Genomic DNA, 25,299 nt, shown 5'->3' with positions numbered 1-25,299 from the left:
TGGAGGAGATCACCGCGGCAATAAAGCCCATCCCCATCGTTGCTGCGAACAGCCCTTGATCGGCAACGGCCTGGATGGCATCAGCTAATACATTCGTAAGCCCCGCATTTCTTAGACCATATACGACAACATACATGCCGATGGAAAAGAACACAATGGCCCAAGGTGCCCCCTTCAACACTTCTATTGTGGGAACAGCAGGACTTCTCCTTGCCATGAGCAAGAAAAAGATCGCGATGATACCCGCCACTATGGATACCGGAATATTCAGGAATTCACTGACAAAGTATCCTGCAAGCAGAAGCGCAAGTACGAACCAGGATAACTTAAACATCTGCTTGTCTTTAACAGCCGCTTCAGGGTTCTTTAGCTGGGAGCTATCAAAGTTTCTTGGAATGCTTTTACGGAAAAAGAGATAGAGCACAAAGATGCTTGCCCCTAAAGAAAATAAGGTAGGCATTAACATCCGTCCGGCATATTCCATAAAGGTTAATCCGAAAAAGTCAGCCGATACGATATTCACCAGATTGCTTACAACCAGGGCAAAGACGTAGTATCTGCTATAAACCCGCTAGCAATGATGAACGGAAAAACCTTTTTCTCATCAAAATTCAGCGCACGGACCATAGCCAACACAATTGGTGTTAGAATGAGCGCAGCTCCGTCATTAGCAAAAAATGCCGCTACTACAGCACCCAGAATGATGACATAGATAAACATTAGGGTTCCATTCCCGCTAGCAGCTTTGGCCATATGTAAAGCTGCCCATTCGAAGAATCCAATTTTATCGAGGATTAGGGAGATCAAAATGATTGCTACAAAGGCCAGTGTGGCATTCCACACAATCAACGTAACATCCAGAACATCCTTCAAGCTGACGACACCGACAAGTAAGGCGAGTAACGCTCCGCCGCAGGCAGACCATCCAATGGACAGATGTTTAGGTTGCCAAATAACAAAAACCATCGTGACTATAAATATCAGACTTGCCAGAGATACCAATGGTATTCCCTCATTGTATGTCTAACTCCACGCATCAGAGCACTCCCTTCAAAGAGTTAAGTTTAATGTCACGAATCATTATATAATTATATGATTATATATTCAACGAAAAAGTGTTACTCGCAGCATGCAGTTTTAGAAGGTTTATTCAAATGCAAGAGAATGCCACTCGCATCCGGAGTGAGATTTAGGATCGCCTTAACATGGGGTTTATCTTCAATGTTTAAAGAATAGTACACCCACTGCCCCCTTTTCTGTTCCTTTACCAGTCCGCTGCTTTTTAATTTACGTAGATGCTGACTAACGGCTGGTTGAGAAATGTCAAAGAGATCCACGAATTCACATACACACCACTCTCGCTCTTTTAGAAGTGTAAGGATCGTGAGACGCGTCTTATCTCCAAGGAGCTTTAAGTCTTCTGCAAGATTATCAAGTGTATCCAATTTAAAATCTCCCCTCCCCGTATATAAGACAATACTTATATTCTAAGACCTTTAAGATGAATTATCAACTTTGCAAAATAATATTTGCAATTTGCAATTAATTGCGCTATAACTACATCAAGAGGTGAGAACAATGGAAACCCCAAGAGAACTATTCCAAATCATGACCCGGCGCTTAGGGCTTCTCAATAAGGACTGCTGCAGCGTAGGAGGGTGTACTCTTTCCGCAGCCCAAAGCCATCTTTTATATGAGATCGATCGGAGTCATAATCCTTCCATGCAACAAGTCGCCGAAACCCTTGGCACGGATATCACTACCTTTAGCAGACAAGTCCAGTCTTTGGTAAAAATGAACTTGGTTAGAAAGACACCTAACCCCACAGATCGGAGAATTTTTACCCTGGCGCTTACTCCTGAAGGGAAAATGGTAGCTACAACTATTGATCACCAAATGAATGAATACCTGAACGAAGCCTTTTCGCATATGAGTGAGTTTGAAGTAGAAACATTATTACGGTCCATTAAGCTTTTCAACGAATCTATGGGAAAACTCAGCAATTGCTGTGCACCTGTAAAAGGGTGATTTCTCTTCTTTTTTACTTGTATGTTGCAAATTATATCAACTAAGGAGTGTATAATCATGACCAAGCTTACGAATGATCAGATTCGCCAAAATGTACGGGGACGTTATCAAAAGATTGCTGTAAGAAACGTTGAGACTTCCTCTCCCAGCCGAACTTCTGCTGTCAGCAGTTGCTGTGACTCCCCATCTGATTTCAGTGCCATATCTGCTAAGTTGGGTTACTCCAGTGAGGATATGACACCTGAGATGATCAGTCGAGCAAGAGATAATGCCCTTAAAGGTAAGTTTAGTAACACCGAATTCAGATTGGGCGAAATAGAGCATCTTCCTGTTGCAGATAATTCGATCAACGTCATTATCTCCAACTGCGTGATTAATCTCTCCCCTGACAAACAGCAAGTATTCCGTGAGGCTTATCGTGTTCTTCAGCCTGCCGGTCGTCTTGCCATATCTGATATAGTAACTACAGCCGAGCTTCCTCCTGAGATCAAAAATGACCTGGATGAATTATATTCGGGTTGTATCTCAGGCGCCTCTTCCATTGCCGATTTGGAATTTATGCTTCAGGAAAGCGGCTTTACTGAAATCAGCATTGAGCCAAAGGGAGAATCTAAAACATTCATCAAAGATTGGATTCCAGGTTCGAACGTTGACCAATACATCGTCTCTGCTGTAATTAAAGCGAGAAAGTAATCTTAAGGGGATGTTCATGTGATTAGTACATTAACTGTTCGTCAGGCCACACCTGAGGATATTCAAAGCATTCTTCGTATCTACAATCAGGGGATCGAGGACCGGATCGCTACACTTGAAACAGAAACGAAAGACTCTTCATATATGGAATCATGGTTCAACGATCACCAAGGCCGTTTCAGCGTTTGGGTTGCTGAACGCGAAGGTGAAGTCATGGGCTGGGCCTCACTGAACCCATATTCTCACCGGTGCGCTTATAACGGCGTCGCTGACCTTTCTGTATATATTGATCGAAGCTTTCGTGGGCAAGGTGTAGGCAGCTCCCTCCTGGAATCCTTACACAAGGTAGCAAAAGAAAATAGCTTTTATAAAATGGTTCTCTTTACCTTTCCGTTTAATGAGAGTGGTCAAGGATTGTATCGAAAAATGGGCTACCGGCAGGTTGGTGTATTTGAGAAGCAAGGATTGATGGACGGAGCGTTCATTGATGTGATGATTATGGAGAAGCTACTATAAAAATGAAGATTAAAAGGAGAAGTTCCACCCGCAAACGGAGGAACTTCTCCTTTTAATCTATACCTACAATCTCACTTCTTCTCTCCATAAATAACACATCTCTCCAGACTTCATTCATTTCCCGGCCTTTTTTCTAAGAGTTACTAACCTCAGTTCCCATTTTCATCGTCTGGACCATGTTATATTCTTTCTTCACAATCTCTTCGAGTTTTACGATAGCTTGATCATGAACACGATTAGATACGATCATTTTAATAACTGTCGTTCTATAAATTTCCCATAAATGACTTAGTTCCACGCTTTGTTCTGCTAACTTCTTATAGAGATTTGTATGGGACGATTGATCTTCCAGTAACTTAAAAAGCCTGTTATTCTTCTTATGATTCTGTGCAAAAGAACTGCTTCTCAAGGCAAATATGCTGGTATCGTTCAAATGACCTACAAGTTCTTCGAATTCCTCTACATAATCGGTCAACGCTTGTAGTCCCAGCTGATAATGAAGACCATATTGCTCGAGGAAAACGACTTTATCATCCAATAGATTGCTTCTGAGTTCTGAGATAAACGAGTCCGGTACTGAAAATTCATGGTTAAAATTTCTTATCGATCCTTCATGCACAGAAACCATGATGAATCTGACTTTTCTGCCGCTTGTCATTAGATATCGGGTAGATTCCATAATGACTTCAAGTGGAGTTTGGTAATCGTGCATTCGCCCTGGGGATAAGCAATCTTCAATTACTGTGTATGCATCCCCACCCGCACATTTTCCATGAATAAAGGTCGGATGGATAAAATGTATTTTTCCGGATTCTCTTCCACTGGAATAAAAAAAGCGGTCCACATCGAGAAAGACATATTTCTTCTTGTCTAAAGCGCATTCAATCATCTCATCCAGCAAAGGGATATCAGATTGCTCAAGAAGCTGATCCTCAAAGCGAAGAAAATGATAGAGCTGTTCCGTGTCATATTGAACCTTCGGCAGCATTAATCCTTGATGCAGCAAGCTTTCAAAATTGTCTTCGGGGAATGTCTGGTTGATGATTTTTTTCCAGTACTGCGTTTTAAAAGTCAGAGGCAGCTTCTCGAACGATGAATGATGACTAATGAGAATCGCCATCAAGTTATTATTAACACAATCAAGCCAAATGTCATTATAAGGCAATATCCGATGGGTAGGTGTCACATGGTCAACTCCCTATGATGAACTCACTTATTAGGTGGACAGCCAGCTCACATCATTTAAGGTACCGTCAGGGCGAAGCATAACTTCCTTCGGAAGAGCATGAGACAGAAAATGAACATTGCCGCAGGTTAAGCCATAGGCCCCCATATGGGGAAAAGCGATCCAATCCCCCGGCTCTAGAGGGGGGAGCATGACGCTGCCTTGCAGCACATCTGCGGGAGTGCACAATTTACCGCAAACATTGTAGGAGATTCGGCCTTCTCCTTCACCGGATTCATATAGCTTGCGCTCCCCCGCCTTCCAAAGCTGAAGAGGCAGAGGCTGCTTGAAGCCTCGGCCCATCAGGCTGGAAAAAGCCCGATGGTGGGTTCCCCCATCGACAATGGTGAAGGCTTTGCCTTTGGAGAGCTTGGTGTACAGCACTCTGACCGCATAAATCCCCATCGTTGCGGCAATTCGCCGCCCTGATTCTACGAATACCATTTCCAATTCCAGATCCCGGTTGCGCTCTAACTCCCCGGCAAGATACGCCCCGAAAGCTTCGACAGGAAACGGCTCATCGCCTTCAAACATGGGAACGCCGAAACCGCCGCCGAGCCCTAAGCAGCGAAGCTGCAGGCCGAATTGATTTCGCACCTGCCGGGTGAGACCGAACATCATCGGAACGCTCTCCATATAAAAGTCGAGGTGGAAATTTTGCGTGCCCTGGTACGTATGCAATCCGATCAGCTCTAGCCCTTCAAGGGTAATGGCGGTTTGCACCGCTTCATTAATTTCACTGTCGTCGATGCCAAACTGGGAGGCATGTCCGACCGATGACATCCGCGAGCCTTTGGCTCCAGTAGACAAATTGACCCTTAACATAACGGGAGCGGCAATACCAAGCGCAACAGCTTCATCGTGAATGACGAATAGCTCCGGGATGGACTCGGCATTAATCGCGTAAATCCCATGGCGAAGCACATGATGAATCTCGTCCGCGCTTTTGCCCGGTCCGGTAAACACGATGTTGTGCGGATTTACCCCGTTAGAGCGGGCCATCTCATATTCCCCAACCGATGCGACTTCGATCGGCGAACCCCAGCCGTTTATGAGACGGCATACCTCCGGATTGGGGTTGACTTTCATGGAATAATATAGCGTCACATCCTTGGGTAAAGCGTCCCGCAGCGAAAAATAATCGGAGGCCAGCTTTCCCTCGTCATATACATAAACGGGTGACCCGAACGGCTTGACTGCTTCCAGCCAAAAGGGTTCGCCCACTTCCTGCTGATTAGACAGTCTTTGTGAAGCCATAGTCATATGACAGCTCCCCTCCATTCCATGATTGCTTCCTCCAGCCCTTGACGGGCAAGCTTCTCCGCTTCATCGTCCACACCCCAGCTCAAAGTCGAGACCCTGCAAGGCCGGATACGGTCTGCCGATTCCCCATCCTGGTGGAAACCATACACGAATGCCCCGCCTTGTCCGGCAGAGATCCTTATCGATGCCACCTTTTCGGCAAATTCTGCAAATTTGGCACCAGGGTGGAGCTTGAAATCATAGGATTGAGTCTCCATTCTTGGAAACCCGCGTTCGAGCAAGTGCTTGCGAATCTTCAGCAAATACGTGACCATGGTAAGACGGGCGTTGATCTCAATAACCGGTATTAAAGTTCCGTCTTCATCCAGTATGGAGTCTACCCCGAGAAAGCCCTCGTAGCCCCGGGAATGTAAAGATGTACCCAGCTGCTGCAGCTGTTCGGTATAAGCCACGATCAAGGCTTCAGGCAGGTCCGGGTGCAGACGGCTCCCCCTGTACACTCCTGCATCTGTAATCCTCTGCTCGGTCATAGCCAGGATCTCGCAATCTGTTTCCCCCAGCCAGAGCTGTGCCGTCAGATGGCGCTCGACCTGATGCCAGCGTTCCACCGTCACAACCGGTTGCCCGCCTCCCCGCGAGATCTGCCTCTCTAAATATCCCAGCAGCATCTCCAAATCCGGGCCTCGATGGATATGGAACAGCGCTTTACCGGAAGAACCGTAAGCGGTTTTTACAACCAGCCGGGCTCCAGGATGCCGTCCCTCCAACTCGGCGCAAGTACGGCGGATCGCGTCAAGCCCCTCGCATATCCTACCGTCGCTGACTGGAAAGCCGATTTCTTCGCATAATTTACGCGTTGCGATCTTGCTGTTCAGTTCCACGGACAATCGGGCTGGCGGGCCGATCCACCTCCCTCCGTTTTCCTTGAGAAACTGCTCCTCCTGCTCGTCCATCAAGTAAGGAACGGCAATCCGGTTGCGAAACTCACCCGTATATTCAGACCGTGCGCCAATCGCGATTGAGGGTATGGCTATCTTCTCTTCTTCCAAATAAGATAGGAATTCAGGATCCGGAGCCTTTTTCAGGAGAACAAGATCCTCCCGGTCAGCCAAATAAATTTGGTAGAGATCCATTTGCGATACGAGCCGGTCTCCAGACGCATTGTTAATTTGGGGTAAGCGAATATCTAGAGCGGCTTTTCCTTGTTCCCAATTAATATTGGAGTACCAGAGCTTCGGTGCGCGCGTTCCAGTCAGATGCTCCACATAAGGTGCTTTATTCATTATCCAGTCACCTCCACTTTCCCCAGCTTGTGATCGGACTCCAGCCCTTTAAGCCAGCCCAGCTCCGACTTTAAGATTTCAAAGGGTATGGCTCCGAACCATTCCAGAGATACCGGGGCTCGGGTAGTGTCCATGAGAAGGCGCTTCATTATGGCTTGGCAGTCCATTTCTCCATCGGCCAAGGGTACGATACCTCTGCGGCTGCCGCTCGGAGAATATATATTGTTCGGAGAGAATACTTCGAGCCATTGCCGGGATTCCACATTCTTCAGATGGATATTGAAAATCCATGGCTTCAAGCGTTCGTAGGCGGCAAGGGGATCAGCGCCCGATTCCCAAATGTGCAGAAAGTCCAAATTCAGCTTCAAGGCTGGGTGGCCGGTTTGCCTGAGCAGTTGAAGTGTGGAATCTAAGCCGTCGGCAGCGGTTCCCGGATGAGTCTCAACCACTGTATAGACCCCTTCCCTCTCTGCTACGGCGCACAGGATATTTAGACGTCCGGTGCAAAGCTCCCAGTCCTTCTCATCAAGAGATTGGCTGCTCAGGTTTCCGGCGAAAATCCTCAGCTTATCTGTGTGGAACGCTTTGGCCGCCTGGACGGTTTCCTGCCATTCCTTAAGCAGAACGTCCGTTGGGATATTCCCCATGAGAGGGATATAATCGCTCAGCATGTTGATTTCGAGCCCGTAGCTGAACATTTCGTCCAGCATACCTCCCAGCTCCTGTCCCCGTTGGCGAAGCAAAGCCTTGGCATGCACGCCCCACAGTTCTATACCGTTGAAGCCCGTATCACGAGCATAACGGAGCAGCTCCCGGAAGGATACCAGCTCGTGCCGAAAAGAAATCGTGCATAGATTATACCGCAGTCAGATCACCGCCTATTCCATTCATCCAGGCCAGGAATTGAAGCTCCGCATCCTGAATGTCCCGCAGCCTGGCAAGAGCCGAGCGCAGCAGCGCTTCGTCCCCGATGTTCTTGCGGTATTTCACCAGCAAGAAATTCAGTGTCGTCCATAACTTCACGATCCCGCTGATCCGGTTCGTCCCTTCCAGCACCTGCCCCTTGTCCATCACGCCCAGCTGGGCAAAGCTATTCCATATGGAAGATCGGAGCTTGGTTAAGGAAGCAATGGCGATCGAGTTCTGGTTCAACCAGTTCGAGGTTTGTTCCGGGCTTAATGCTAGAGATTCCTGCAAATCCCGGGCAAAGCAGTCCAATGCGGCGGTACCCGAACTGTATTGAGAACGGACATACATTTCGTAGTTTCGCTTGGCTGCATAGGTGAAGATATCATGCTTGCCGGGAGACTCGAACACCTTCCCTTCTTGATCCGGCTGAAGCTCGTAGAAAATGATCTCCTCCTCTTCCGGCTCCGCTGATGCCCGCATAAGCTCTTCTCCGGTCAGGAATCCGTTGAAACCGACAATGGGATCGAATACTCTGAAGGCGTTACGCGCTTCATCGAAGCTATCTGCGAGGATATAATGATCGAATCCACTCTCCGCCATGATCAGCATGTTGGGAGGGAAAAAATCCAGATCGGATGGGCGGCATTTCACTACCGCACGGTTCCCTGACTGAACAGACTGCTTCAGCGCCTCAGGTCCAGTTCCCTTGTAAACCAGATGGATGCCGTACAGAAAGGGCAAGCTTTTGTTCAACCGCACATGCTGGCTCGCCGTAATAATGCGCGAAACATAATTGACATTCCAGTAATCCAGCAGAAACAGATCAGGGTTGGCCCCGGACCGGTATAAGTGGGTCAAGATGCAGGAAGCTGCACATTCCATCGCCGCCAGCTTCATCATTTCCGGCTTGGCATCCGGCGTATCCGTATGAGACGTCATCTCTTCATTCTCCTTCTTCATTTGAGGAAATACGGCAAACAAAGGACGGTATTTTGCCGCTGACAGGATCGGCTTCGAGCCTTGAGACGGTTTCTATGGACAATTTCACCGGCTTGCCCGCCGCTCGGTGAAGAAAAGCGGATAGCTTGGCCTGCACGTCCTCGAACTCGCTTGGCGAGGCTTCAGTCGCCAGCCGGACGGAAAAAGAGGTTAATGTATTCTGCACGATCTGAAATTGGCGGACTCCTCTGGCTGCAGCAAGCTCCCAAAAAAACTTGTCCAAATACCGGAAGACGGCGGAATGCACCTGTGCTCCAGGCAGCCGAATCTGGGATGTTCGAACGGGAAGCAGTTGAAGAAGGAGACGGCCGGTTTCAGGGTCCCTGCGAATACTTCCGATATCCCCTGTCCGGTAACGGACATAAGGCAGACTCCTCATGATCAGCGAGGTGACCAACACTTCGCCGAATTCCCCCTCCTCTACATGGAGTCTTGAGGCTGGATCAATAATTTCCACATATACGGCGGACTCATCGATTTCCAATTGGCCGCTCTGGCCTGCGAACGCGATACACCAGAACTCTTCCAAACCGTAATAGTCTACGCATGGAACGCGGAACACCTCCTCAATCCGTTCTTTCTGAGAGCCATGCAGCGTTTCGCCCCAGTTCTGGGTAAACAGGAGGGAAGCCGGCAACGAATATCCCCCGTCACGCATATATTCGGCCAACGCGCAGAGAGCGGAAGCTCTCCCCTGGATAAAATGAGGATCTTCCCTGATTATCAGTTCTGCATAATGTCTAAGGGACCTGGGCTCCGCCAGCAGACGGTTGCTCAGCAGCAGCATCCGGTGCCTGGGCGGCAGCCCCCACTTTTTTCTATGCTTATACAGGGTCAGCGAGAGTGTCCATATCTCCTCCGTAGTTTTCACACAGCGGAACGGCACTCCGGTAGTTCCCGAGGTGAACGATTCGGTCACCCGCCTTGCATCAGGATGTTCGAAAAGGGCGCGGTTGTCTGCGATCAAGTGTTTGTCTGTAATCGGCAGCTGATGGAAATCAACGTCCGTATAAGGGCTATAAAACGGGTACGTCCTGCGCAATTCGTCAGCCAGCTCTTGCAAATGGCCCGGGGTGAACACCTTCATGAAGCCACCTTGCGTTCTACAAAATGCAATACGGCCTGGACGCTTCGGAACGATTCCGGGCGAATATCGTCCACATCCAGCTCAAAGCCGAATGTATCCTCCAGCGCCGACAGAAGCTCCAGTATTTGAATGGAGTCGATTCCCAGATCGTCTACCAAAGCATGATCCAGCTCGACCTCGCTGGTTAGCCTCTTGGCCACAGCAGCTATCGTTTCTCTCACCTTAAAGAGTATATCTTCATGCTCTATGGACATGTTCTTCCTCCTTCACCATAGATTTCAGGGCTTTGCGATCCAACTTTCCGCTGGCCGTTCTGGGCAGAGCCGTAACGAAGCGGAATTCCCTGGGACGCAAGGCCGGGGATAACCGCTTTACGCACCAGGCATGCAGCTCCGGGCTGCTGACAGGCTCTGTGGAAGCTTCGGATACTACCACGGCAATCAGACGATGTCCCCATTGAAGGTCTTCTACGGCCGACACCGCAGCGTCCGCCACCCCAGGCAAGCTTAACAGGACGCTTTCGACCGCTTCCGGGTACACCGTGTGTCCCCCGACAAGGAGAGCGTTATCGGTTCGCCCGGTCAAGTGCAAATATCCATCCTCGTCCAGATACCCGGTATCCCGGGTATGCAGGCCGAGGGGGCCTAGGATCTCGCGGGTGCGATCCGGATCGTCATAATAGCCGATCATCACATTCGGCCCCCGAACGACCACCTCACCACTCTCCCCTGCTGCCGCCTCCCTTCCGTCCTGAACGATGGCCAGCTCGATGCCGTTAATGGGTATCCCGGCGGATTGCGGTTTCGTCCTCAACTGAGCGTAGGGCAAATACGAGACGCGCGGAGAGGCTTCGGTCAGTCCATAGGAAGGCGTCAGCCGCACGTGAGGCAGACGGTCAGCCAAACGAAGCAGCATGACGGCAGGCATCGGGCCGCCGACAATGAGCATCTGCCGGAGCGGCATCAGATCCTCCGCCGCCCATTTGGCGGAATGTATTAGAGGCAGGATCGCAGACGGCACAGTGCATAAGAAGGTCACCTTGTTCGTACGGACGCACTGGATCATCTCGAAGGGATGCACGAAGCCCCCGCTTAGAACAAGATTGGCTCCAGAGGCCATGGCGGCGAACCATTCCCCAACAATGGTCGAGCAATACCCCAGTGACTTCGAGAGCAGAACGATGTCCCCGTCGCACAGAGTCGTGTAGTCCAGGATCGCGTCCACATTGGACAGCATGTTGCGGTCGCTCAGCATGATACCCTTCGGCTCTCCCGTCGAACCGGAGGAGAGGAATATCATCCGCGTGTCCTCTGGCGGCGTGTACCGGCGTACCGGCCGCGGAGCGGCGGCGATTCCTGCAACCGGTCCGCTTGCCATACCTGCATACAGGCAGAATGGCAACTCTTCCCCTTGCATGTTCCATTCCGCAAGGATTGGAAGCTTCTCTTCAGAGACGAACACAGCTTCGGGTTCAAATTTGCGGATGAGGCGAAGCATGTCCTGTCCTGGCATGTAGCTGTGGATGGGGAGCGGAATGCCTCCCGCCAAAATAACTGCCCCGATGACAGCCAGACACTCCGGCGTCGGAGCCATCCAGACGGCCCCGATAAAATTCGGACGCAGCTGCTCCTGCTTCAGCCGTTCAGCGAGAAGGTCCATGCGGTTTCCGAGTTCCGCATAGCTTGTCCAATCGGACTCGCCGCTTCGTGCCGCGTAAGTGATTCCCCGGTCATGCCTTCGTGCACGTTGAAACAATTCCCTGAGGGTGCCTGTGCCATTCATACCGGGACCCCCTCCTTGTGAGATGCCTGTCCGGCCACAGATGTATCCCGCTCGAAGGTCGATGCCATAGCATAATACTCAGCCGATTGATTCATGAGCTCTTCGTGGTCGCCTTCCGCCACCAGACAACCGTTCTCCATCACCAGAATACGGTCCGCGTTTATAATGGTTTGCAGGCGATGGGTGGCTACCAGAACCGTCTTGCCCGCCATGACTTGGCGTATGGAATCCATGAGTTCAATCTCCGTAAGCTGGTCCAAGGCGGAGGTCGGTTCGTCCAGGATAAGAATATCGGGATTGTGCAAGAGGACACGCGCAATAGCCAGCCTCTGCCGCTGTCCGCCAGATAGCTGGAAGCCTCTATGGTCAATCTTCGTGTGGAGTCCGTCCGGCAGTTGATCCAGCAGAGATCCTAGCCGCGCATTCAGGGCTGCTTGCATGACCATCTCCTCCGTTGCGTCCAGGTTCCCGACAGCAATATTTTCCATAAGGGTACCCCGGAACAAGTAAGGCTCCTGGAACACGATGCCAACCTTGCGGCTGATCGCGCTGCGGGTCATCTCCTCCAGATTCTGTCCGCCGATTCGAATTTCACCTTCGAGCACGGGCATCATCCCAATAAGCGCCCGGAAAAGGGTGGATTTCCCAGACCCGCTTCGCCCGACGAAAGCATAAACCTTGCCCGGAGACAGCGACAGTGACAGATCCTTCAAGATTTCCGTTCCACCGTACCCGACGCGCAGACTGCACACTTCGATATCGGACGGCGTTGTTTCAAGCTGAGGCTCCCTTGCAGGCGAAGCCTGCTTCCTCTCGTTTTCCGAATAGGGATCGATCGGGGTCTGGATAAATTGCTCGATTCTGCCCATGGCAACTTCCGCGCCTTGAAGCTCTCTGAAAAAGTTGTTAATCTGCTGTACAGGATTCAGAGCGTTCTGCAGATAGGTTACGGAAGCAACCATCATACCGACGGTCATCATTTGGTGGAGCACCTGATCGCTGCCGATCCAATAGATGGCAGCCAGGATCAGGCTAATCACAAATCCACTGATTTGAAACGACATAACGGCATACAGCGTTTCCCGGGTGCTGGCCTTCACCAGCCCCTTGTACATCGTTTCATTCCGCTTCCGTTCCCATCCCTCTAGTCCTAAAGCCCGGATTTCTTGCGAACTTTCGATCGCTTCATAGAGATAGGTTCCGATCTCTTCATTATGGGTTCGAACGGCGGACGAATAACGCGCCACAGGGTTGCGGAACAGTCCTGGCACCCATAAGAGGAAGGGGATGCTAAGCGTCGCAACGATGCCAAGCCGCCAATCCATATAGAACAGGATTCCGAGGGATATCAGCATCATAAACAGCTGTGAGGTAATCTCGACCAGGATGTGGTTGAGGAAATTTCCCATCGTAGCGGTATCCATCCCGAGCAAGGCCGAGAATTTCCCGGGTCCTTCCTTCTGAATCTCCGGAATGGGAATCTGCCGGACATGCTTCAACAGCTCGTTCCGGATATCCAGCATATTACAGATGCCCAGATAGCGGAACAGACCTACCCGGATAAACAGGAACACGATGGAGAGAACGCCTATTCCCAAGGAAAGGCTAAGCAGCGGGACAATCAGCTTACGGTTTCCGCCAATCAGCACGTGGTCGATCAGATAGGCGAAGATTAAGGGCTGAAGCATGACGAGTCCCAATTGCAGGAACGTGCAAACGTAAGCGATCAAGGTTAAATTCCATTTGATCCTCACGTAGGGAGCAAGACGTCGGAACAGTTTAAACGTGTGCATGATGGTTCCTCCCGGCAAAATGTTGAATAAGCGGCTTCACCCTGCGCATCCATTCCCCCGTGTCACCCTGCGGCTGCCAATCCAGAACCGACAGCGGCGATTCATTCAAACAGCCTGTCGCTTCCAATAAGCTGCAATGATAGATTTCGTTCAGCGTTCTCATAGAAGATTCCAGCAGGGCGGTCTCCTCCGCCTCACCCGCTATCTGTCCAAGGGGAGCATTCAGGAGCCTCCTGATCTGCGGCATGATGGTGCGATAGTCGTACATTAGAGCGCCAAGCCGCGCTCCTTGCGAGAGATTGTCGTGAAGCTTCTCATCCAGCAGGACCTCGGTGCAGCTTCGAACCAGCCCGCCCAGATCTATCTTCGGATGTTCACCGGTCCAATCTACCTGGACGAAGGAACCGTCCACGCCGTCAACAAGCAGCTCCCGGAAACCGTCCCAGTTGGTGCAGACCACAGGAAGACCGTGGGCTTTCGCTTCCAGGAGGTTGAAGCCAAACGTCTCTCCCGGATCGGTGGAGAGGTTGACCAGAAGCCTGGATTCTTGGAACAGGCAGTCTTTCTCACTCCCGTGGACGGGACCTGTAAACTCCACGGTTTGCTCCAGTCTATATTCCGCTACGATGGCTTCAAGCCGTTCTTTATATCGGTCCGCTTCCTGCAAAGACCCCGTATATTCTCCGGCAACCGTCAATACAGTGTCCGGGACACGCTGCTTGATTTCCGCCATAGCCTCTAAGAGCACATGAATGTTCTTCACCTCTTCCAGCCGGCCGATGGATAACAGACGTTTACCGGCAAGCGGCCGAACCGGCTCCGCAGCCAGCAAGGTGTCGATGCATAACGGGATCTTATGGGCATGTGCATACCGGGGTGAGAGATTAACCAGCGCCTGTCTGCAGGATTCCGTACTGGCAAGCAGCACATCCTGTTCTGTAATCCAAGGTGCACAGGACAGCCAGTTTGTCAGCCAACGGGCGGATGCGACGGAATGGGCGATAACCATGAAGCGAAGCGGAAGCTTGGAGAAGCTCCGAACCAGCATCAAGTAAGGCATGAAATAAGGAGCATTCACATAAAGCGTATCGATTCCGTATTCCTCGCATAATCGGGCCAGCCGCTCCGATGCTTGCGGAAGCGAAGACATCGGCTGCTTGGAGAACTGGCGAAGCGAACCCCCGAAGATCTTGGCAAAGCGTACCGGCGGAATGCGGATGAGCTCCGTATATTCAGCCAGATACCCTGTCCACTTGTCATCAATCACCCGTTCGTTCAACCGGGGGGAATGGCCGTCGAAGCAGCCCACCCTAGGTCTGCACTCCGCATGCAAATCGAAGTTTCCAGCGATGATAGACATCGATCAATTCCTCCTTCAGCTGTTGCTCCGTCCTGTGCAGCTGCTCCACCTTATCCACCAGCAGTCCGATTTCTCCGGTTCGTCCCGGCATAGACGTACGGATCGCCAGGTATGCGAGCGTACTCCACATTCTTATGAATCCTTCCAGCTGCTCCTGATACAGCTCCGTACCTTGATTAAGCGCTTCCGAAAAATATTGATACAGCAGCCCGTAGCTGTATTTGCGTTTGGCGAGGATGCCGAGCTGGGATACAGCATCCTTCAAGGCCCCGGGCGGATACATATCGGGCGATTCCACCGTCTGCATAATCCTCCGCCTCACCATGCCGGTTAGCGATCGTTCACCCGGATCGGTCTCTATCGTATCCTCGAAGATTCTCGCCACCTCGTGAGCGTCCGGCGCATGGAGCCATTCGGGATGAAGCAGCAGTCCCCCGCCCAGCTCATTGCTCAGAAAAGCATCGTGTACATGGCTCGTGGCCACTAACCCTTCCCATTCAAAATAGCGGTCGTATACCACGAATTGATCGCCCCGCATTCCGTGTACGATGACAAAATGGGGCTGATGCATGGTTTGAAACGTTCTTTTTTGATAGGGCATATGAAACAGGTCGAGCTGTACCAAAACAGGAAGATCCGGATTACGCCGCAGGACCTCCAGAAACTTCTTCAGGTTGACGAGCTTGTCGGCCCCGTAATCATACCACTCCATGGCCCCTTCCCCGTACAGGCGGGTAAACAGCCGCAAATATTCGGACGGTGTGATGTCCGCTGAGAAATAGGTCAGCTTGCCGTCCTCCGTAACGCTGAATGGCGCGTCCCAAGCACCGATATAGAGCGGACGTTCATCCCATCCGGCTTGCTCCAAGCCATAACCGAGTCCGTTCAGAAAGCAATGGGCTTGTTTCACGTCAAACCTCGGTTTGAACGGCCCGTTTGGCCAATATGCGTTGTGAGATCAAACGCGCGGTGGCGAAGTTCTCCTGCAGAAGCTCGTCGTCCTCGTAAAAAATGTCGTACTGCTGTTCAATCTGCATCATCAGGTTGACCAGCAGCACTGAATCCACGCCTGCATCCTCTAGCGGTGCGTCCCCATTCAATTCCTCCGCCAGCTCCGGTCTGGAGGTCAAATCGGCCACCCGATCAATCACGAATTGTACGATATCCTGTGCATTCACGTTAATCATCATATCCATCCTTTTCTATGATCTTAAGATTTGATGTGCTCCCCCTTAAGGGCGTGGATGAAATCGACTAAAGAACCGACCGTTTGGAAGACGGCAGGATCCATCTCCTCCTCAGGCACAGTTACGTTGAACACTTCCTCGATGTATACCACCAATTGGAGTACCATGATCGAATCTACGTTTAAGTCTTCGTACAGCCGATCTTCCTCTTTAATGACGTCCGGGAGAGAGCTCCAATTGTTCGGACATGAGCTGCCTCAATTGAGATACCGTTTGTTCCTTATCCATGAATACCATACTCCTCTTCTACCAATTGTTTTCGCATTACCTTCCCTGTACTCGTCTTCGGAATGTCCTCCGTAAAAGCAATAAAGCCCGGAACTTTATAAGCAGGCAGAAACCGCGCGCACCACCTCTTCACATCCTCCTGAGACAGCGCATCGCCCTTCCGGACGATTCGAGCTTTGACAGCTTCCCCCCAGACGGGATGCGGAGCCTTGTGCACGACAGCTTCCTGAACGCCGCTGAGCCTCCGGATAACATCCTCCACCTCGGAGGGAGCTACTTTCAGTCCTGACACATTAATCAGATCATCCATCCGGCACTGAACATGAAGCCTGCCGCTGAGCCAATATCCCATATCTCCGGTATGAATCCGGCGTCCGCCTGTGGCAATGATTATTTCATCCGGCTGATCCCGGGTTCCGGCTCTTTCCATTGCCATATGCTCCAGCAACATCCCGGCATCCGTAGAACCGGAGGGCCGGTCGCCAAGCGAGATGCAGCCCGCCTCAGAGCACCCGTATTGCTGGATCACCTTCACACCTGCACCCCCAAGCCTGTTCAGCAGTTCTGCAGACATCGGGGAGCCAGAGGATACCATCTTTCTAAGCAGCACCTTCTCTCTCATGAGGCTGAGCAGAATTTGAAAGAGAAAGGGCACTGCATACACCACATGGCGATCATGCTGCTGCATGAGATGCAGGGCGAACTTGGGGTTCTTGTCCGTCACGATAACCGGCTTGACTCCGCGCTTAAGTGCGGAAAGCGTGCCTGTGATTAATCCGAAGGAATGAGACACGGGCACCAGAATGATTGGTTGATCCTCCCCGCTGCAGGGCAGCATCTTGTTGTAGGCCTCGATTTCCATTTGCACATGAGACCAAGACCGTTCAACTAACTTGGGAGCGCCGGTCGTGCCGGAGCTGAATTGAAGCAAGGACGGCTCCCCATTCATCCGATCCAGGCGTGAGTGTAGAGGGTGAAAGACGGCGCTGCCTCCTGCATCTGTCAGCAGACCTGTACAGCCTGCGTCTTCAGATTGACGGAGAGCGCTTTCAATCGGGGTATCGCCGTTGATCAGAAGCACCGAGCCCTCACTCCTAATAATCAGCTCCGTGGCGGCCAGAATATTCGCCGGCTCCTTCATGCATACAGCTGTCCGCCGTTCCTTCCAAACAGAGGAACCCAATAATGCGTATATCGCGTTTATTCGACGTTCCAGTTCATGCTGGTCATAATGTTCTTTATTAACAATGAACATGGAGTCTCCTTTCCCGTGAGATTTTTTTACTTCTTTAGATATTTTCTCCACATATCGACGTTTTCCTTCTCTTGTAGTCAGGATTGCTGAAAAGAGACCCTTCCGGCTGGATCTTGCCCAGCCGAAAGGGTCCTCATGTTTCTGTTTACGCTTTTACTTAGCCAGATATTCGATGAACTTTATAAAGATAGTAGCTACTTCAGCGCGGGTGGCGGTGGCTTGGGGGGCAAAGAAGTTGTCCGGCTTGCCTGATACAATTCCGATGCCCTGCTGTGCCTGAACGGCCTTCAACGCCCATGGGCTGATCTGACTCTCGTCTGCGAAGGACTTAGAGTGGCTTGCAGGTATCTCATAGCCCTTGTACTTCATGTAATTGTACAGCATCACCAGCATCTGCTCGCGTGTCATCGGTGAATGGGGTTCAAACAGGTCTGCGTTTATACCGTTGACTATGCCGCTTTCGGCCGCCCACTCGACTGCCGCCGTGTACCACTGCCCATCCGGCACGTCTCTAAAGCGGGAATTCGTGTAGCCGGAGCGGTTAACGTTCTCTAGATTGGCCAGTACCTGCACGTACATCGCACGCGTCATTGAGGTGCCTGGTGAGAACATCGTGGACGTCGTGCCGTTGAAAAGACCGTATGTGTAAGCGGAGTTTACGTAGCTGTAGAACCAGTCGTCCATGTTGACATCCCTGAAAGGATTGCCAGACACCACGAGGAAGCCCAGCGGGGTGTCGTCATCGAACACAAATTCCGTACCCTCATGGATGTTCAGCGACATGCCTTTGTCTAAGCCGGCACTCGCGCCGCCGTGTAGTGTCACTTCGGCGCTCTTGCCCGCCGGAAGGGTCACCTTACCTTTTGAGTCTATAGTCGTACCTTCGGGTACCTTAATCTTCGTCCCGCCCTTGGTCACAATCTCGCCGCCGCCGGGTAGGGTGGTGTTGCCGTTCTTGTCCGTGACCGCGGGCTTATCCTTCGGTGTGTTCACTGTGTAGGTCGGCTTCAACGATCCAGTGACTGTCCCGGTGCTGGTATTGCCTGTATTGCCAGTATTGCCCGTATTGCTGGTGTTGCCCGTACTGCCGGTATTACCCGTATTGCCACCAGAAGGATTGGGCACATTGGAAGCCGTCGGCGTCGCCGTCGCACTCATCTCCGCACTGTCGCCCTTCGCGCTCACCGCAACGATCTTGAAGGTATAGCTTTGGCCATTTTTCAGGCTCTTGAAGGTATATTGGGCCGTCTTCGCATCTAGAGTGACCGGCGTCACGTTGCCATACCAGACCTTGTAACCCAATATCGTGCTGCCGCCGTCGTCAGCTGGAGCAGTCCAACTCAATGTGACCTGTCCGTCGCCCGCCGTCGCCTTGAAGCTGCCCGGAGCACCGGGTACGCCCGGTTTTCTCTGTGCGAACATCCAATCAAAGACGTCAGTGTAGTCATTGTTCCAAGTCGGCAACTTAGAGGACTGCGCAGTAGGTTTAAGGCTCCACTCCTTGTTGGAACCTATATTGGACAAAGTATCCTTGTACCCTGAAATATTGTTCCACAGAACTGAAGCTTCCATCTCATGGCCGGAAGGAATCCAATTGGTTCCATTAACAGGTGCTTCCGCCTTTGTCCATTGGTCATAAGGCCAAACGAATATTTCATTTCTGTCGATGAACGTGTGCCTGGCGTTTTCCAATAGGGGCATTATATTTGCAATATAAGTTTCCGCCCCTGTTTTTATTGTTGAAGAATCAGTTGTGTTAACGAATGACCAGTATGCAAAGTTTTTAAGAGTTTCGGCTTGTTTCGCGTTGATTGATGGCGGATAAGACATAGGCGCCGCGGCTGCGAGCAAATCGGGATATGTCGTCAAGAAAGTATTCGTATAAGCGGATCCCATAGAGAAGCCTGCCATGTAAATACGGTTGGGGTCAACAAGTCCCTTTCTTACCAGATCATCGATATAAGCCTTTAAGGTAGCGGGTGTTGCCTGAACGTTGTTTTGAGCCCGCAAAGCGATTATATGACTAGCATATTTAGAGTTCTTCTCCATTTTCTTCATAAGCGCGGTGGCTCCGTTGGCGGACCTGATGGGCGCAAAGGTATCCCCGTCCTGTGTACCGCCGCGGGTAGAACCGTGAGCGTAGATGTAAAGGGGAAGCCCTTTTACCGGAACGCCGTTACCGTCCTTATGAATATAGAGTCCATACTGCATCGCTTCCGCTTTGTCAATTTTGGGACCCACTTCAAATTTGTCGATGATTTCATTGACGGTACCTGACTGTGCGAAAGACGACTTAACAATGGCAGCCTTACCATCAAGCTTGATATCGCCACTAGATACAATGTTGTAATTCTGGATGGTGGATTTGGATGCTTCCAAAGTGGACTGTCCGCCGGTTAATGTCCAAAATTCCAATTCTACAACGATGTAGCGGCCTTTAGTAAGTCCAGCTTGATAATCCGGGGAGTTCTGGTTCACCCCCTTATACCCTCTGGGTCTAGGTTCGTCATTGACGTATACTCTATTGACGGTGCGTGTGCCTTGATATGCCAGGTTACCGTTCAGCAGAGTATTCCTCGCCGAGACTGTAAACAGGTTTGAACTAAGGTCGGCACCCACAGCTTCATTTCCCGCACCCAGATCGATGATAACGGCTGTGGTAAATTCACCGGTGGCAAAGTTATCGTTGTATACGATAAAGTTAAGTAACGTTGCGGCCTGATCGGGTTTGAATGTAACATGGATTACCTTGTCATCGGTGTTCACGTTTTTCAAGGTATAGGTATTGTTTGCAATCTCTACAGACGCACCATTTACAGTTACTGTATCCACGACATAACCGCTGATCGGAGTGAATGTAAAGGATTGGCTTCCGCCGTCAGCTACCCGAATCAAGCCGGATGGCGAGATGGTGCCGTTTAATCCTGCCGTGGCGTTAACGGGGTGCCTGGATACCGTGGAGCCCCCAAGCAGCAGCAAGCTATTCTTGAAACTGTCAGAACTGCCATAACCCGCGTCGGGCTTACCTAAAGCGGATATAACCTCATAACGGTCATTCCCCGCACCCGTTGAGTTATTGATGTACACATCAAACGTAATCGGGGAATTGCTCGTGAATTCAATGGTTCCTCTAGGTATCTTCACTTCTGCGATATACCCGGTGTCCGTTCGTTTAACCGAACCGTCGCGGCCCGCAGCGGTTTGACCTGAGAAAATACCGCTTGCGCCAATACGCCACTGGTTTGAGCCGCTTCTTCCGTCACCGACATAAAATTCCACACTGTCGGTCATGTACTCAGTGCCAGGCGTGTGACCGACGCACACATTCGGATCGGTAACCACAACGCGTGCATACAGAAAGTCTTCGTCCCAAAATACTTTAGCTTTGCCGGTGGCCTTGGGACCTATCTTCTGGTCGGGTGCGCTACTGTTGTTTATGTCAAACTCCACAGCTTGTTCCCACAGTTTGTCGTTTGTGCCCAATACAGGTGAACCGTATCCGGCAACAGGCCGATTGTTTGCTGCGGTCTGCGCGAACATCCAATCAAAGACATCAGTGTAGTCATTGTTCCAAGCCGGCAAGTTAGAGGACTGCGCTGTTGGCGCTATGCTCCAAGTCCCCATCGTTATGTCGTTGTAAAGAACCGCCGCTTCAACTTCGTGGGCCACCGAATCACTCAGGACAGGTGAATGGTTCGGATTCGGTTTCTGATTCGGCTGATCAAATTGATTATAAGGCCATATTAGAGCCTCATTGCTCGCAAAGCGCGAAGCTCTCGCGTTGATCATTTTCGGCATATTGGCGGTTATGAAGTTAGCTAGGTTAGTCTGGTATCCTCCAACGTTATACTCATTGATAAACATCCAATAGGCCAGGTTGGTGTGAACGTAGTTGGCGTTCGCGTTCGGTGAGCCGCTTACCGGAGACATAGGTGCGGCGGACGCGAAGAAGCCGGGATAAGCGTTAACTAAGCTGTTCGTATACTGTCCGCCCCATGAGAAGCCCGCCGCATAAATACGGTTAGGGTCTACTGCACCGCTGCCAACCAGGTCGTCTATAACCTTCTTAACATTGGCTGTGGAGGGAGTACTCGTGCCATTATAGGAAATATTCAGTATATGGCTGGCGTATTTCCCGGGATCTATTTCCATTTTTTTCATCAGAGCGACCGAGCCGTTGGCTGATTTCATCGCCGCTTTTGGGTCAGTCGCAGCGCTTGTGCCGCCGCGTCCCATGCCGTGGGTATAGACATACAACGGCAAGCCCCGCGACACCTCACCGTTTCCATCCTTGTGAAGGTAGAGCGCGCGATTAACTGAATTGCCCGTAGGTGCTGTGAATTGGTCAAGGATCGGATTCGCAACTTTTTCCTGTTCAAAAACCGCGTAGTTAAGCGGCTCCCCTTCTGTCAGTATGATCCCGCCGTTTTGGACGACGCTGTAAACCTGTTTTGTTGAGTTCATGTTGCCATCCAGCGTTATATTGCCGCCGCTCTCAGAATAAAACTCAAACTCAACTACGATGTAACGGCCGCGTTCCAGTCCGTCCTGATAATCCGGTGAACGGCTTACCGTCCCCAGATAGCCACGTACCTTCGGTTCGTCATTGGCGTATACCCTAGAGATCTTGCGCGTCCCTTCAAAGGTTACCGAGTCGCCGTTCAGGGTCGTGTTCCTAGCCGAGACGGTAAACAAGTCCGGATTAAGCTTGGAGCCTTCCGCCGCCTTCCCTTCGCCTAAGTCAATGATGACAGCCGTCGTGTACTCTCCACGGGCGAAGTTGTCATTCCATACAATAAAGGGAAGCAACTCCGCGGTCGAATCATTTTTGAATGTCACTTGAAGGGTATGGTTAGCGACAACATTTGAAAAGGTATAAGTGCCATCATCGGATAGAGCTGCGTCCTCTCCGTCTACCTTTACGGTATTTACAATTTTGCCGTAATCGGAGGTAACCGTAAAGGTTTTGTCTAAGCCGCTAGCAATTCTCAGAACATTGCCGGGTGCGTTCGGCGTTATCCGGCCGCCCGATTCTGCCGTGGCAGTGATTGAGAATCTGTCGTCCGCTCCACTAGCGTCAATGAGATTCAGGCTGTTTGTAAAAGAAGCAGCATTGTTGTAAGCCGCGTCCGGAGTTCCGAAACAGGAAACGACTTCATAGCGGTCACCGCCCTTTTCCGACGAGTTATTGATATACACTTCAAAGGTAAACGGGCCTGCCTGCAAGTTCAAGGTTCTTTTAGGTATTCTCATCTCCACGATATATCCTGTGTCCGTGATCTCAGTCCACGCAGCTCTTCCGGGAGCGTTTTGCCCTGAAAACACGCCTGTCGCGCTGATGCGCCATTGATTCGCGCCTTGGGTTCCAGCGCCGGCATAAAACTCCAGGCCGTCGTACTGATAATCATTGCCGGGTCCCTGATATAGATTGCTGTCCTCCACGACTACACGGGCATACAGGTAGTCTTGGTCCCAAAGGATCCTGGCTGTGCCTGTGGAATGGGGCCTGGGGTCGCCGGGCACAGTGCTTTTGTTGATGAGATGCTCCATGGTCAGGGCCCACAGCGGGTCGTCTGACCCGAGTTCGGGAGTTCCAAAAATGGCGGTCGGCATTTCATTTGTCTGCAAGCTTGTAAGAGCTGTAGAACTGCTGTCGCCATTAAGTGCTTCTGTATACTCGTTGTTGTCAGTGGCGGCGGCAAAGCTGGTAGGCATTAGTGACGCCACCATTAGCAAGCAACAGAGGAACGCGAGCACTCTGCCAAATCGTTTTGACATCATTGAAAATCCTCCTTTTTTTCGATCCGTGCGCTCACGGCTTACCATATCGTATACACCAAGGCTTCAATAGCTTACTTCATCGTAACGGATATAATAGCGCTTTCATTATTTCCTCCTCCGTAAATTTGTTGTTATTTCACCCTATTCCTATGTAGAATTTCGCAATTTATTCAAGTATCAATCTACATGGGCGACATTCAAGATTTGTTTGAGATTGTCATTCAACTAACGTTTTCCGTTAGCGCAATGAAAAAGCAGCCATAGTTTGGCTGCCTCTGCTCAAATGGACTATTACAATTCCCTCAGAATCCCTTCTGGATGGAGTATTATCTGTAATGACCATATTCACTTGAAATGTCGCTCTACCTGCGTATTTTTGATCCGCTTTTATCAAAACATCAATTGGTCAAAAATTTTAACGAATATTTTCGCAATGTTTTTGGCATCATCGATACCCCTATGGTGAGTACCTTCAAGCGGCAGTTTAAGCATAGTCAAAGCTCTCTCCATGCCTACGCCCCGCTCCTTGCCAATCATCCTCCCGTGCTGATGCTTGAGACTGATATGGTTATCCGTCCATTCACTTGCGATTTGATGGAGTGCACAATCCTTCTGCAACTGGTTCTTATCATAAAACCCCCAGGAGCAGAGGATATGAGGTTCAATACCTATCCACTCTCGAAATTGATAGATTGCCTGCGGAAAATATATTGAAGCATCCACATCCGTCTGAGAAATGGAGGTAAGCCGCTTACAAAAATCAGAAAGCTGTGGGCTTAATGCAGGCTTGACAAAAATTTGGAATTCGCTCACAGTCTTCAGCCTTTCATTGAGTTTTACGGCTCCGATTTCAATAATTTCGTTTTGCCTTTTGCGGTCATTTTCCCAACAAGTGGCTTCCAGATCAAAAATGATATAGTTCATATATACTCCTTTTGTAATTCGAATCGATAGACCCATCGCTCCGGGCTATGCCTAAATTTTCTTCCAATTGCGTTAGACCGCTTGCAGCAACAGCCTGGAAAACCGGTAATTACTGCAGCATATAGCTCTTACTTTACCAGCTTTAACCAAACAATCAAAAGTCTCCAAGGTCTCCTCAAGTTCAGTTTTGTTATCGTCAACATGAGCTCTGTTTTTTCTTTCTTTCATCCATTCGCCAAGCAAAGACTCGCTTTCTCCGCCAACACAGCCTTCGTTCCATATCGCATAATTATTGGCTGTATCCAGAAAGTTTCCCCCTGTCTCAATTAAAACAAAAAAACCGCGCTGGGCGCGGATCTTATAGGACTGTGTTATTGTCCAGCGACAATAATTATTTTTCTGGATATAAGACTATTCACCCGTTTCAGCAAATTGTTTGATGCGTTCGCCCACTTGATCACGAACCCGCTGGAAGACCGCCCACTTCTCCTCATCAGTTCCTTGAGTCTTCGCCGGATCATCGAATCCCCAGTGCTCCCGTTTCACCTGAGGCGGGGTAACCGGGCATTTATCTGCTGCATCTCCACATAATGTAATAACGAGATCAGAGCTGTTCAGCAGCTGCGGATCAATAATATCTGATGTTTGACCTGAGATATCTATACCTACTTCACTCATCGCCTGAACGGCTTTCGGGTTCAAACCGTGAGCTTCAATACCGGCACTGTATACGTTCCATTCATTGCTCAAGTATTTTTTGGCCCATCCTTCCGCCATCTGGCTCCGGCAGGAGTTTCCTGTGCACAAAAAGTAAATGGTCTTCTTATCCATAAGTCTTAATCTCCTTCGAGTTTAAAATAGGGTCAATGTTATATATAAACCAAGCAGTGTGATGAACAGCGTAGGGATCGTCAAAATAATGCCTG

At 50.4% G+C, this 25,299-nt stretch carries 21 protein-coding genes and 1 pseudogene; 3 read left to right on the top strand and 19 right to left on the bottom strand.

The window, feature by feature from the left end; genetic code table 11:
- Positions 1-966: pseudogene (locus tag C162_RS19875) on the bottom strand (arsenic transporter); the annotation flags it as partial.
- 152 nt (positions 967-1,118) lie between these two features.
- Positions 1,119-1,445, bottom strand: a complete 327-nt coding sequence (locus C162_RS19870) for an ArsR/SmtB family transcription factor (RefSeq protein ID WP_036696882.1) — start codon at positions 1,443-1,445, stop codon at positions 1,119-1,121.
- A gap of 133 nt (positions 1,446-1,578) precedes the next feature.
- Between C162_RS19870 and C162_RS19865 the strand changes: the two genes are divergently transcribed.
- Genes C162_RS19865 through C162_RS19855 form a run of 3 tightly spaced genes read left to right on the top strand, consistent with a single transcriptional unit; the run spans position 1,579 to position 3,237 of the window.
- The gene (locus C162_RS19865) at positions 1,579-2,028 is read left to right on the top strand and encodes a MarR family winged helix-turn-helix transcriptional regulator (RefSeq protein WP_036696881.1); all 450 of its coding nucleotides are present in this window, start codon (positions 1,579-1,581) and stop codon (positions 2,026-2,028) included.
- A 57-nt stretch (positions 2,029-2,085) separates the two neighbouring features.
- Positions 2,086-2,721 carry a methyltransferase domain-containing protein gene (locus C162_RS19860; protein ID WP_036696879.1) on the top strand — a complete coding sequence of 212 codons (636 nt, stop codon included), beginning with the start codon at positions 2,086-2,088 and terminating at the stop codon, positions 2,719-2,721.
- A 21-nt stretch (positions 2,722-2,742) separates the two neighbouring features.
- Positions 2,743-3,237: an arsinothricin resistance N-acetyltransferase ArsN1 family A gene (locus tag C162_RS19855; RefSeq protein ID WP_036696891.1), complete on the top strand. Its 495-nt coding sequence runs from the start codon at positions 2,743-2,745 to the stop codon at positions 3,235-3,237.
- 133 nt (positions 3,238-3,370) lie between these two features.
- Here the strand turns inward: C162_RS19855 and C162_RS19850 are convergent, their stop codons facing one another.
- From C162_RS19850 to arsC, 17 genes are all read right to left on the bottom strand, one after another.
- Positions 3,371-4,423 (bottom strand): hypothetical protein, encoded by a 1,053-nt coding sequence (locus tag C162_RS19850; RefSeq protein ID WP_036696878.1) that lies wholly within the window; start codon positions 4,421-4,423, stop codon positions 3,371-3,373.
- Between the two features lie 30 nt (positions 4,424-4,453).
- Entirely contained in the window at positions 4,454-5,725 is a 1,272-nt protein-coding gene (locus C162_RS19845) for a hypothetical protein (protein ID WP_036696876.1), read from the bottom strand.
- Positions 5,722-7,008 (bottom strand): ATP-grasp domain-containing protein, encoded by a 1,287-nt coding sequence (locus C162_RS19840; RefSeq protein ID WP_036696871.1) that lies wholly within the window; start codon positions 7,006-7,008, stop codon positions 5,722-5,724. The genes C162_RS19845 and C162_RS19840 overlap by 4 nt, the downstream gene beginning before the upstream one ends.
- Positions 7,008-7,817 (bottom strand): sugar phosphate isomerase/epimerase family protein, encoded by an 810-nt coding sequence (locus C162_RS19835; RefSeq protein ID WP_268748811.1) that lies wholly within the window; start codon positions 7,815-7,817, stop codon positions 7,008-7,010. Before C162_RS19835 ends, C162_RS19840 begins: the two co-directional genes overlap by 1 nt.
- A gap of 46 nt (positions 7,818-7,863) precedes the next feature.
- Positions 7,864-8,856: a hypothetical protein gene (locus C162_RS19830; protein WP_036696869.1), complete on the bottom strand. Its 993-nt coding sequence runs from the start codon at positions 8,854-8,856 to the stop codon at positions 7,864-7,866.
- 4 nt (positions 8,857-8,860) lie between these two features.
- Positions 8,861-10,003: a phenylacetate--CoA ligase family protein gene (locus C162_RS19825; protein WP_036696868.1), complete on the bottom strand. Its 1,143-nt coding sequence runs from the start codon at positions 10,001-10,003 to the stop codon at positions 8,861-8,863.
- Positions 10,000-10,257 (bottom strand): acyl carrier protein, encoded by a 258-nt coding sequence (locus C162_RS19820; protein ID WP_084648984.1) that lies wholly within the window; start codon positions 10,255-10,257, stop codon positions 10,000-10,002. Before C162_RS19820 ends, C162_RS19825 begins: the two co-directional genes overlap by 4 nt.
- Positions 10,241-11,785 carry a class I adenylate-forming enzyme family protein gene (locus C162_RS19815; protein ID WP_036696866.1) on the bottom strand — a complete coding sequence of 515 codons (1,545 nt, stop codon included), beginning with the start codon at positions 11,783-11,785 and terminating at the stop codon, positions 10,241-10,243. Before C162_RS19815 ends, C162_RS19820 begins: the two co-directional genes overlap by 17 nt.
- Positions 11,782-13,578: an ABC transporter ATP-binding protein gene (locus C162_RS34480; RefSeq protein WP_051493748.1), complete on the bottom strand. Its 1,797-nt coding sequence runs from the start codon at positions 13,576-13,578 to the stop codon at positions 11,782-11,784. Before C162_RS34480 ends, C162_RS19815 begins: the two co-directional genes overlap by 4 nt.
- Positions 13,565-14,938 carry a glycosyltransferase family 4 protein gene (locus C162_RS19805; RefSeq protein ID WP_063829043.1) on the bottom strand — a complete coding sequence of 458 codons (1,374 nt, stop codon included), beginning with the start codon at positions 14,936-14,938 and terminating at the stop codon, positions 13,565-13,567. The genes C162_RS34480 and C162_RS19805 overlap by 14 nt, the downstream gene beginning before the upstream one ends.
- Complete coding sequence (locus C162_RS19800; RefSeq protein ID WP_036696864.1) at positions 14,889-15,848, bottom strand: DUF6005 family protein; 960 nt, start codon at positions 15,846-15,848, stop codon at positions 14,889-14,891. Before C162_RS19800 ends, C162_RS19805 begins: the two co-directional genes overlap by 50 nt.
- A gap of 1 nt (position 15,849) precedes the next feature.
- Positions 15,850-16,128, bottom strand: coding sequence for an acyl carrier protein (locus C162_RS19795; protein ID WP_162174478.1), 279 nt, complete (start codon positions 16,126-16,128; stop codon positions 15,850-15,852).
- Positions 16,129-16,148: 20 nt separating this feature from the next.
- Positions 16,149-16,340 carry a phosphopantetheine-binding protein gene (locus C162_RS36980; protein ID WP_084648982.1) on the bottom strand — a complete coding sequence of 64 codons (192 nt, stop codon included), beginning with the start codon at positions 16,338-16,340 and terminating at the stop codon, positions 16,149-16,151.
- A gap of 65 nt (positions 16,341-16,405) precedes the next feature.
- The gene (locus C162_RS19785; protein ID WP_036696862.1) at positions 16,406-17,668 is read right to left on the bottom strand and encodes an AMP-binding protein; all 1,263 of its coding nucleotides are present in this window, start codon (positions 17,666-17,668) and stop codon (positions 16,406-16,408) included.
- A 153-nt stretch (positions 17,669-17,821) separates the two neighbouring features.
- Positions 17,822-23,449 carry a sugar-binding protein gene (locus C162_RS36390; protein ID WP_162174477.1) on the bottom strand — a complete coding sequence of 1,876 codons (5,628 nt, stop codon included), beginning with the start codon at positions 23,447-23,449 and terminating at the stop codon, positions 17,822-17,824.
- A 390-nt stretch (positions 23,450-23,839) separates the two neighbouring features.
- Complete coding sequence (locus C162_RS19770) at positions 23,840-24,373, bottom strand: 3'-5' exonuclease (protein WP_036696861.1); 534 nt, start codon at positions 24,371-24,373, stop codon at positions 23,840-23,842.
- 411 nt (positions 24,374-24,784) lie between these two features.
- Positions 24,785-25,204, bottom strand: a complete 420-nt coding sequence (arsC, locus tag C162_RS19765; protein WP_036696860.1) for an arsenate reductase (thioredoxin) — start codon at positions 25,202-25,204, stop codon at positions 24,785-24,787.
- Positions 25,205-25,299: the final 95 nt, after the last annotated feature.

The organism is Paenibacillus sp. FSL R7-269 (genome assembly GCF_000517865.1).
Classification (GTDB): Bacteria; Bacillota; Bacilli; order Paenibacillales; family Paenibacillaceae; genus Paenibacillus_AQ.
The sequence above is the reverse complement of the archived record's forward strand: the minus strand, read 5'-3'. Positions and strand labels throughout refer to the sequence as shown.

Excerpts from the sequence above, each read along its gene's own strand:
- C162_RS19770 (WP_036696861.1), bottom strand. The coding sequence starts at position 24,373 with ATGAACTATATCATTTTTGATCTGGAAGCCACTTGTTGGGAAAATGAC.
- C162_RS19820 (WP_084648984.1), bottom strand. The coding sequence starts at position 10,257 with ATGTCCATAGAGCATGAAGATATACTCTTTAAGGTGAGAGAAACGATA.
- C162_RS34480 (WP_051493748.1), bottom strand. The coding sequence starts at position 13,578 with ATGCACACGTTTAAACTGTTCCGACGTCTTGCTCCCTACGTGAGGATC.
- C162_RS19845 (WP_036696876.1), bottom strand. The coding sequence starts at position 5,725 with ATGACTATGGCTTCACAAAGACTGTCTAATCAGCAGGAAGTGGGCGAA.
- C162_RS19840 (WP_036696871.1), bottom strand. The coding sequence starts at position 7,008 with ATGAATAAAGCACCTTATGTGGAGCATCTGACTGGAACGCGCGCACCG.
- C162_RS19825 (WP_036696868.1), bottom strand. The coding sequence starts at position 10,003 with ATGAAGGTGTTCACCCCGGGCCATTTGCAAGAGCTGGCTGACGAATTG.
- C162_RS19865 (WP_036696881.1), top strand. The coding sequence starts at position 1,579 with ATGGAAACCCCAAGAGAACTATTCCAAATCATGACCCGGCGCTTAGGG.
- C162_RS36390 (WP_162174477.1), bottom strand. The coding sequence starts at position 23,449 with ATGATGTCAAAACGATTTGGCAGAGTGCTCGCGTTCCTCTGTTGCTTG.
- arsC (WP_036696860.1), bottom strand. The coding sequence starts at position 25,204 with ATGGATAAGAAGACCATTTACTTTTTGTGCACAGGAAACTCCTGCCGG.
- C162_RS19815 (WP_036696866.1), bottom strand. The coding sequence starts at position 11,785 with ATGAATGGCACAGGCACCCTCAGGGAATTGTTTCAACGTGCACGAAGG.
- C162_RS19805 (WP_063829043.1), bottom strand. The coding sequence starts at position 14,938 with ATGTCTATCATCGCTGGAAACTTCGATTTGCATGCGGAGTGCAGACCT.
- C162_RS19785 (WP_036696862.1), bottom strand. The coding sequence starts at position 17,668 with ATGTTCATTGTTAATAAAGAACATTATGACCAGCATGAACTGGAACGT.
- C162_RS19830 (WP_036696869.1), bottom strand. The coding sequence starts at position 8,856 with ATGACGTCTCATACGGATACGCCGGATGCCAAGCCGGAAATGATGAAG.
- C162_RS19795 (WP_162174478.1), bottom strand. The coding sequence starts at position 16,128 with ATGATGATTAACGTGAATGCACAGGATATCGTACAATTCGTGATTGAT.
- C162_RS19860 (WP_036696879.1), top strand. The coding sequence starts at position 2,086 with ATGACCAAGCTTACGAATGATCAGATTCGCCAAAATGTACGGGGACGT.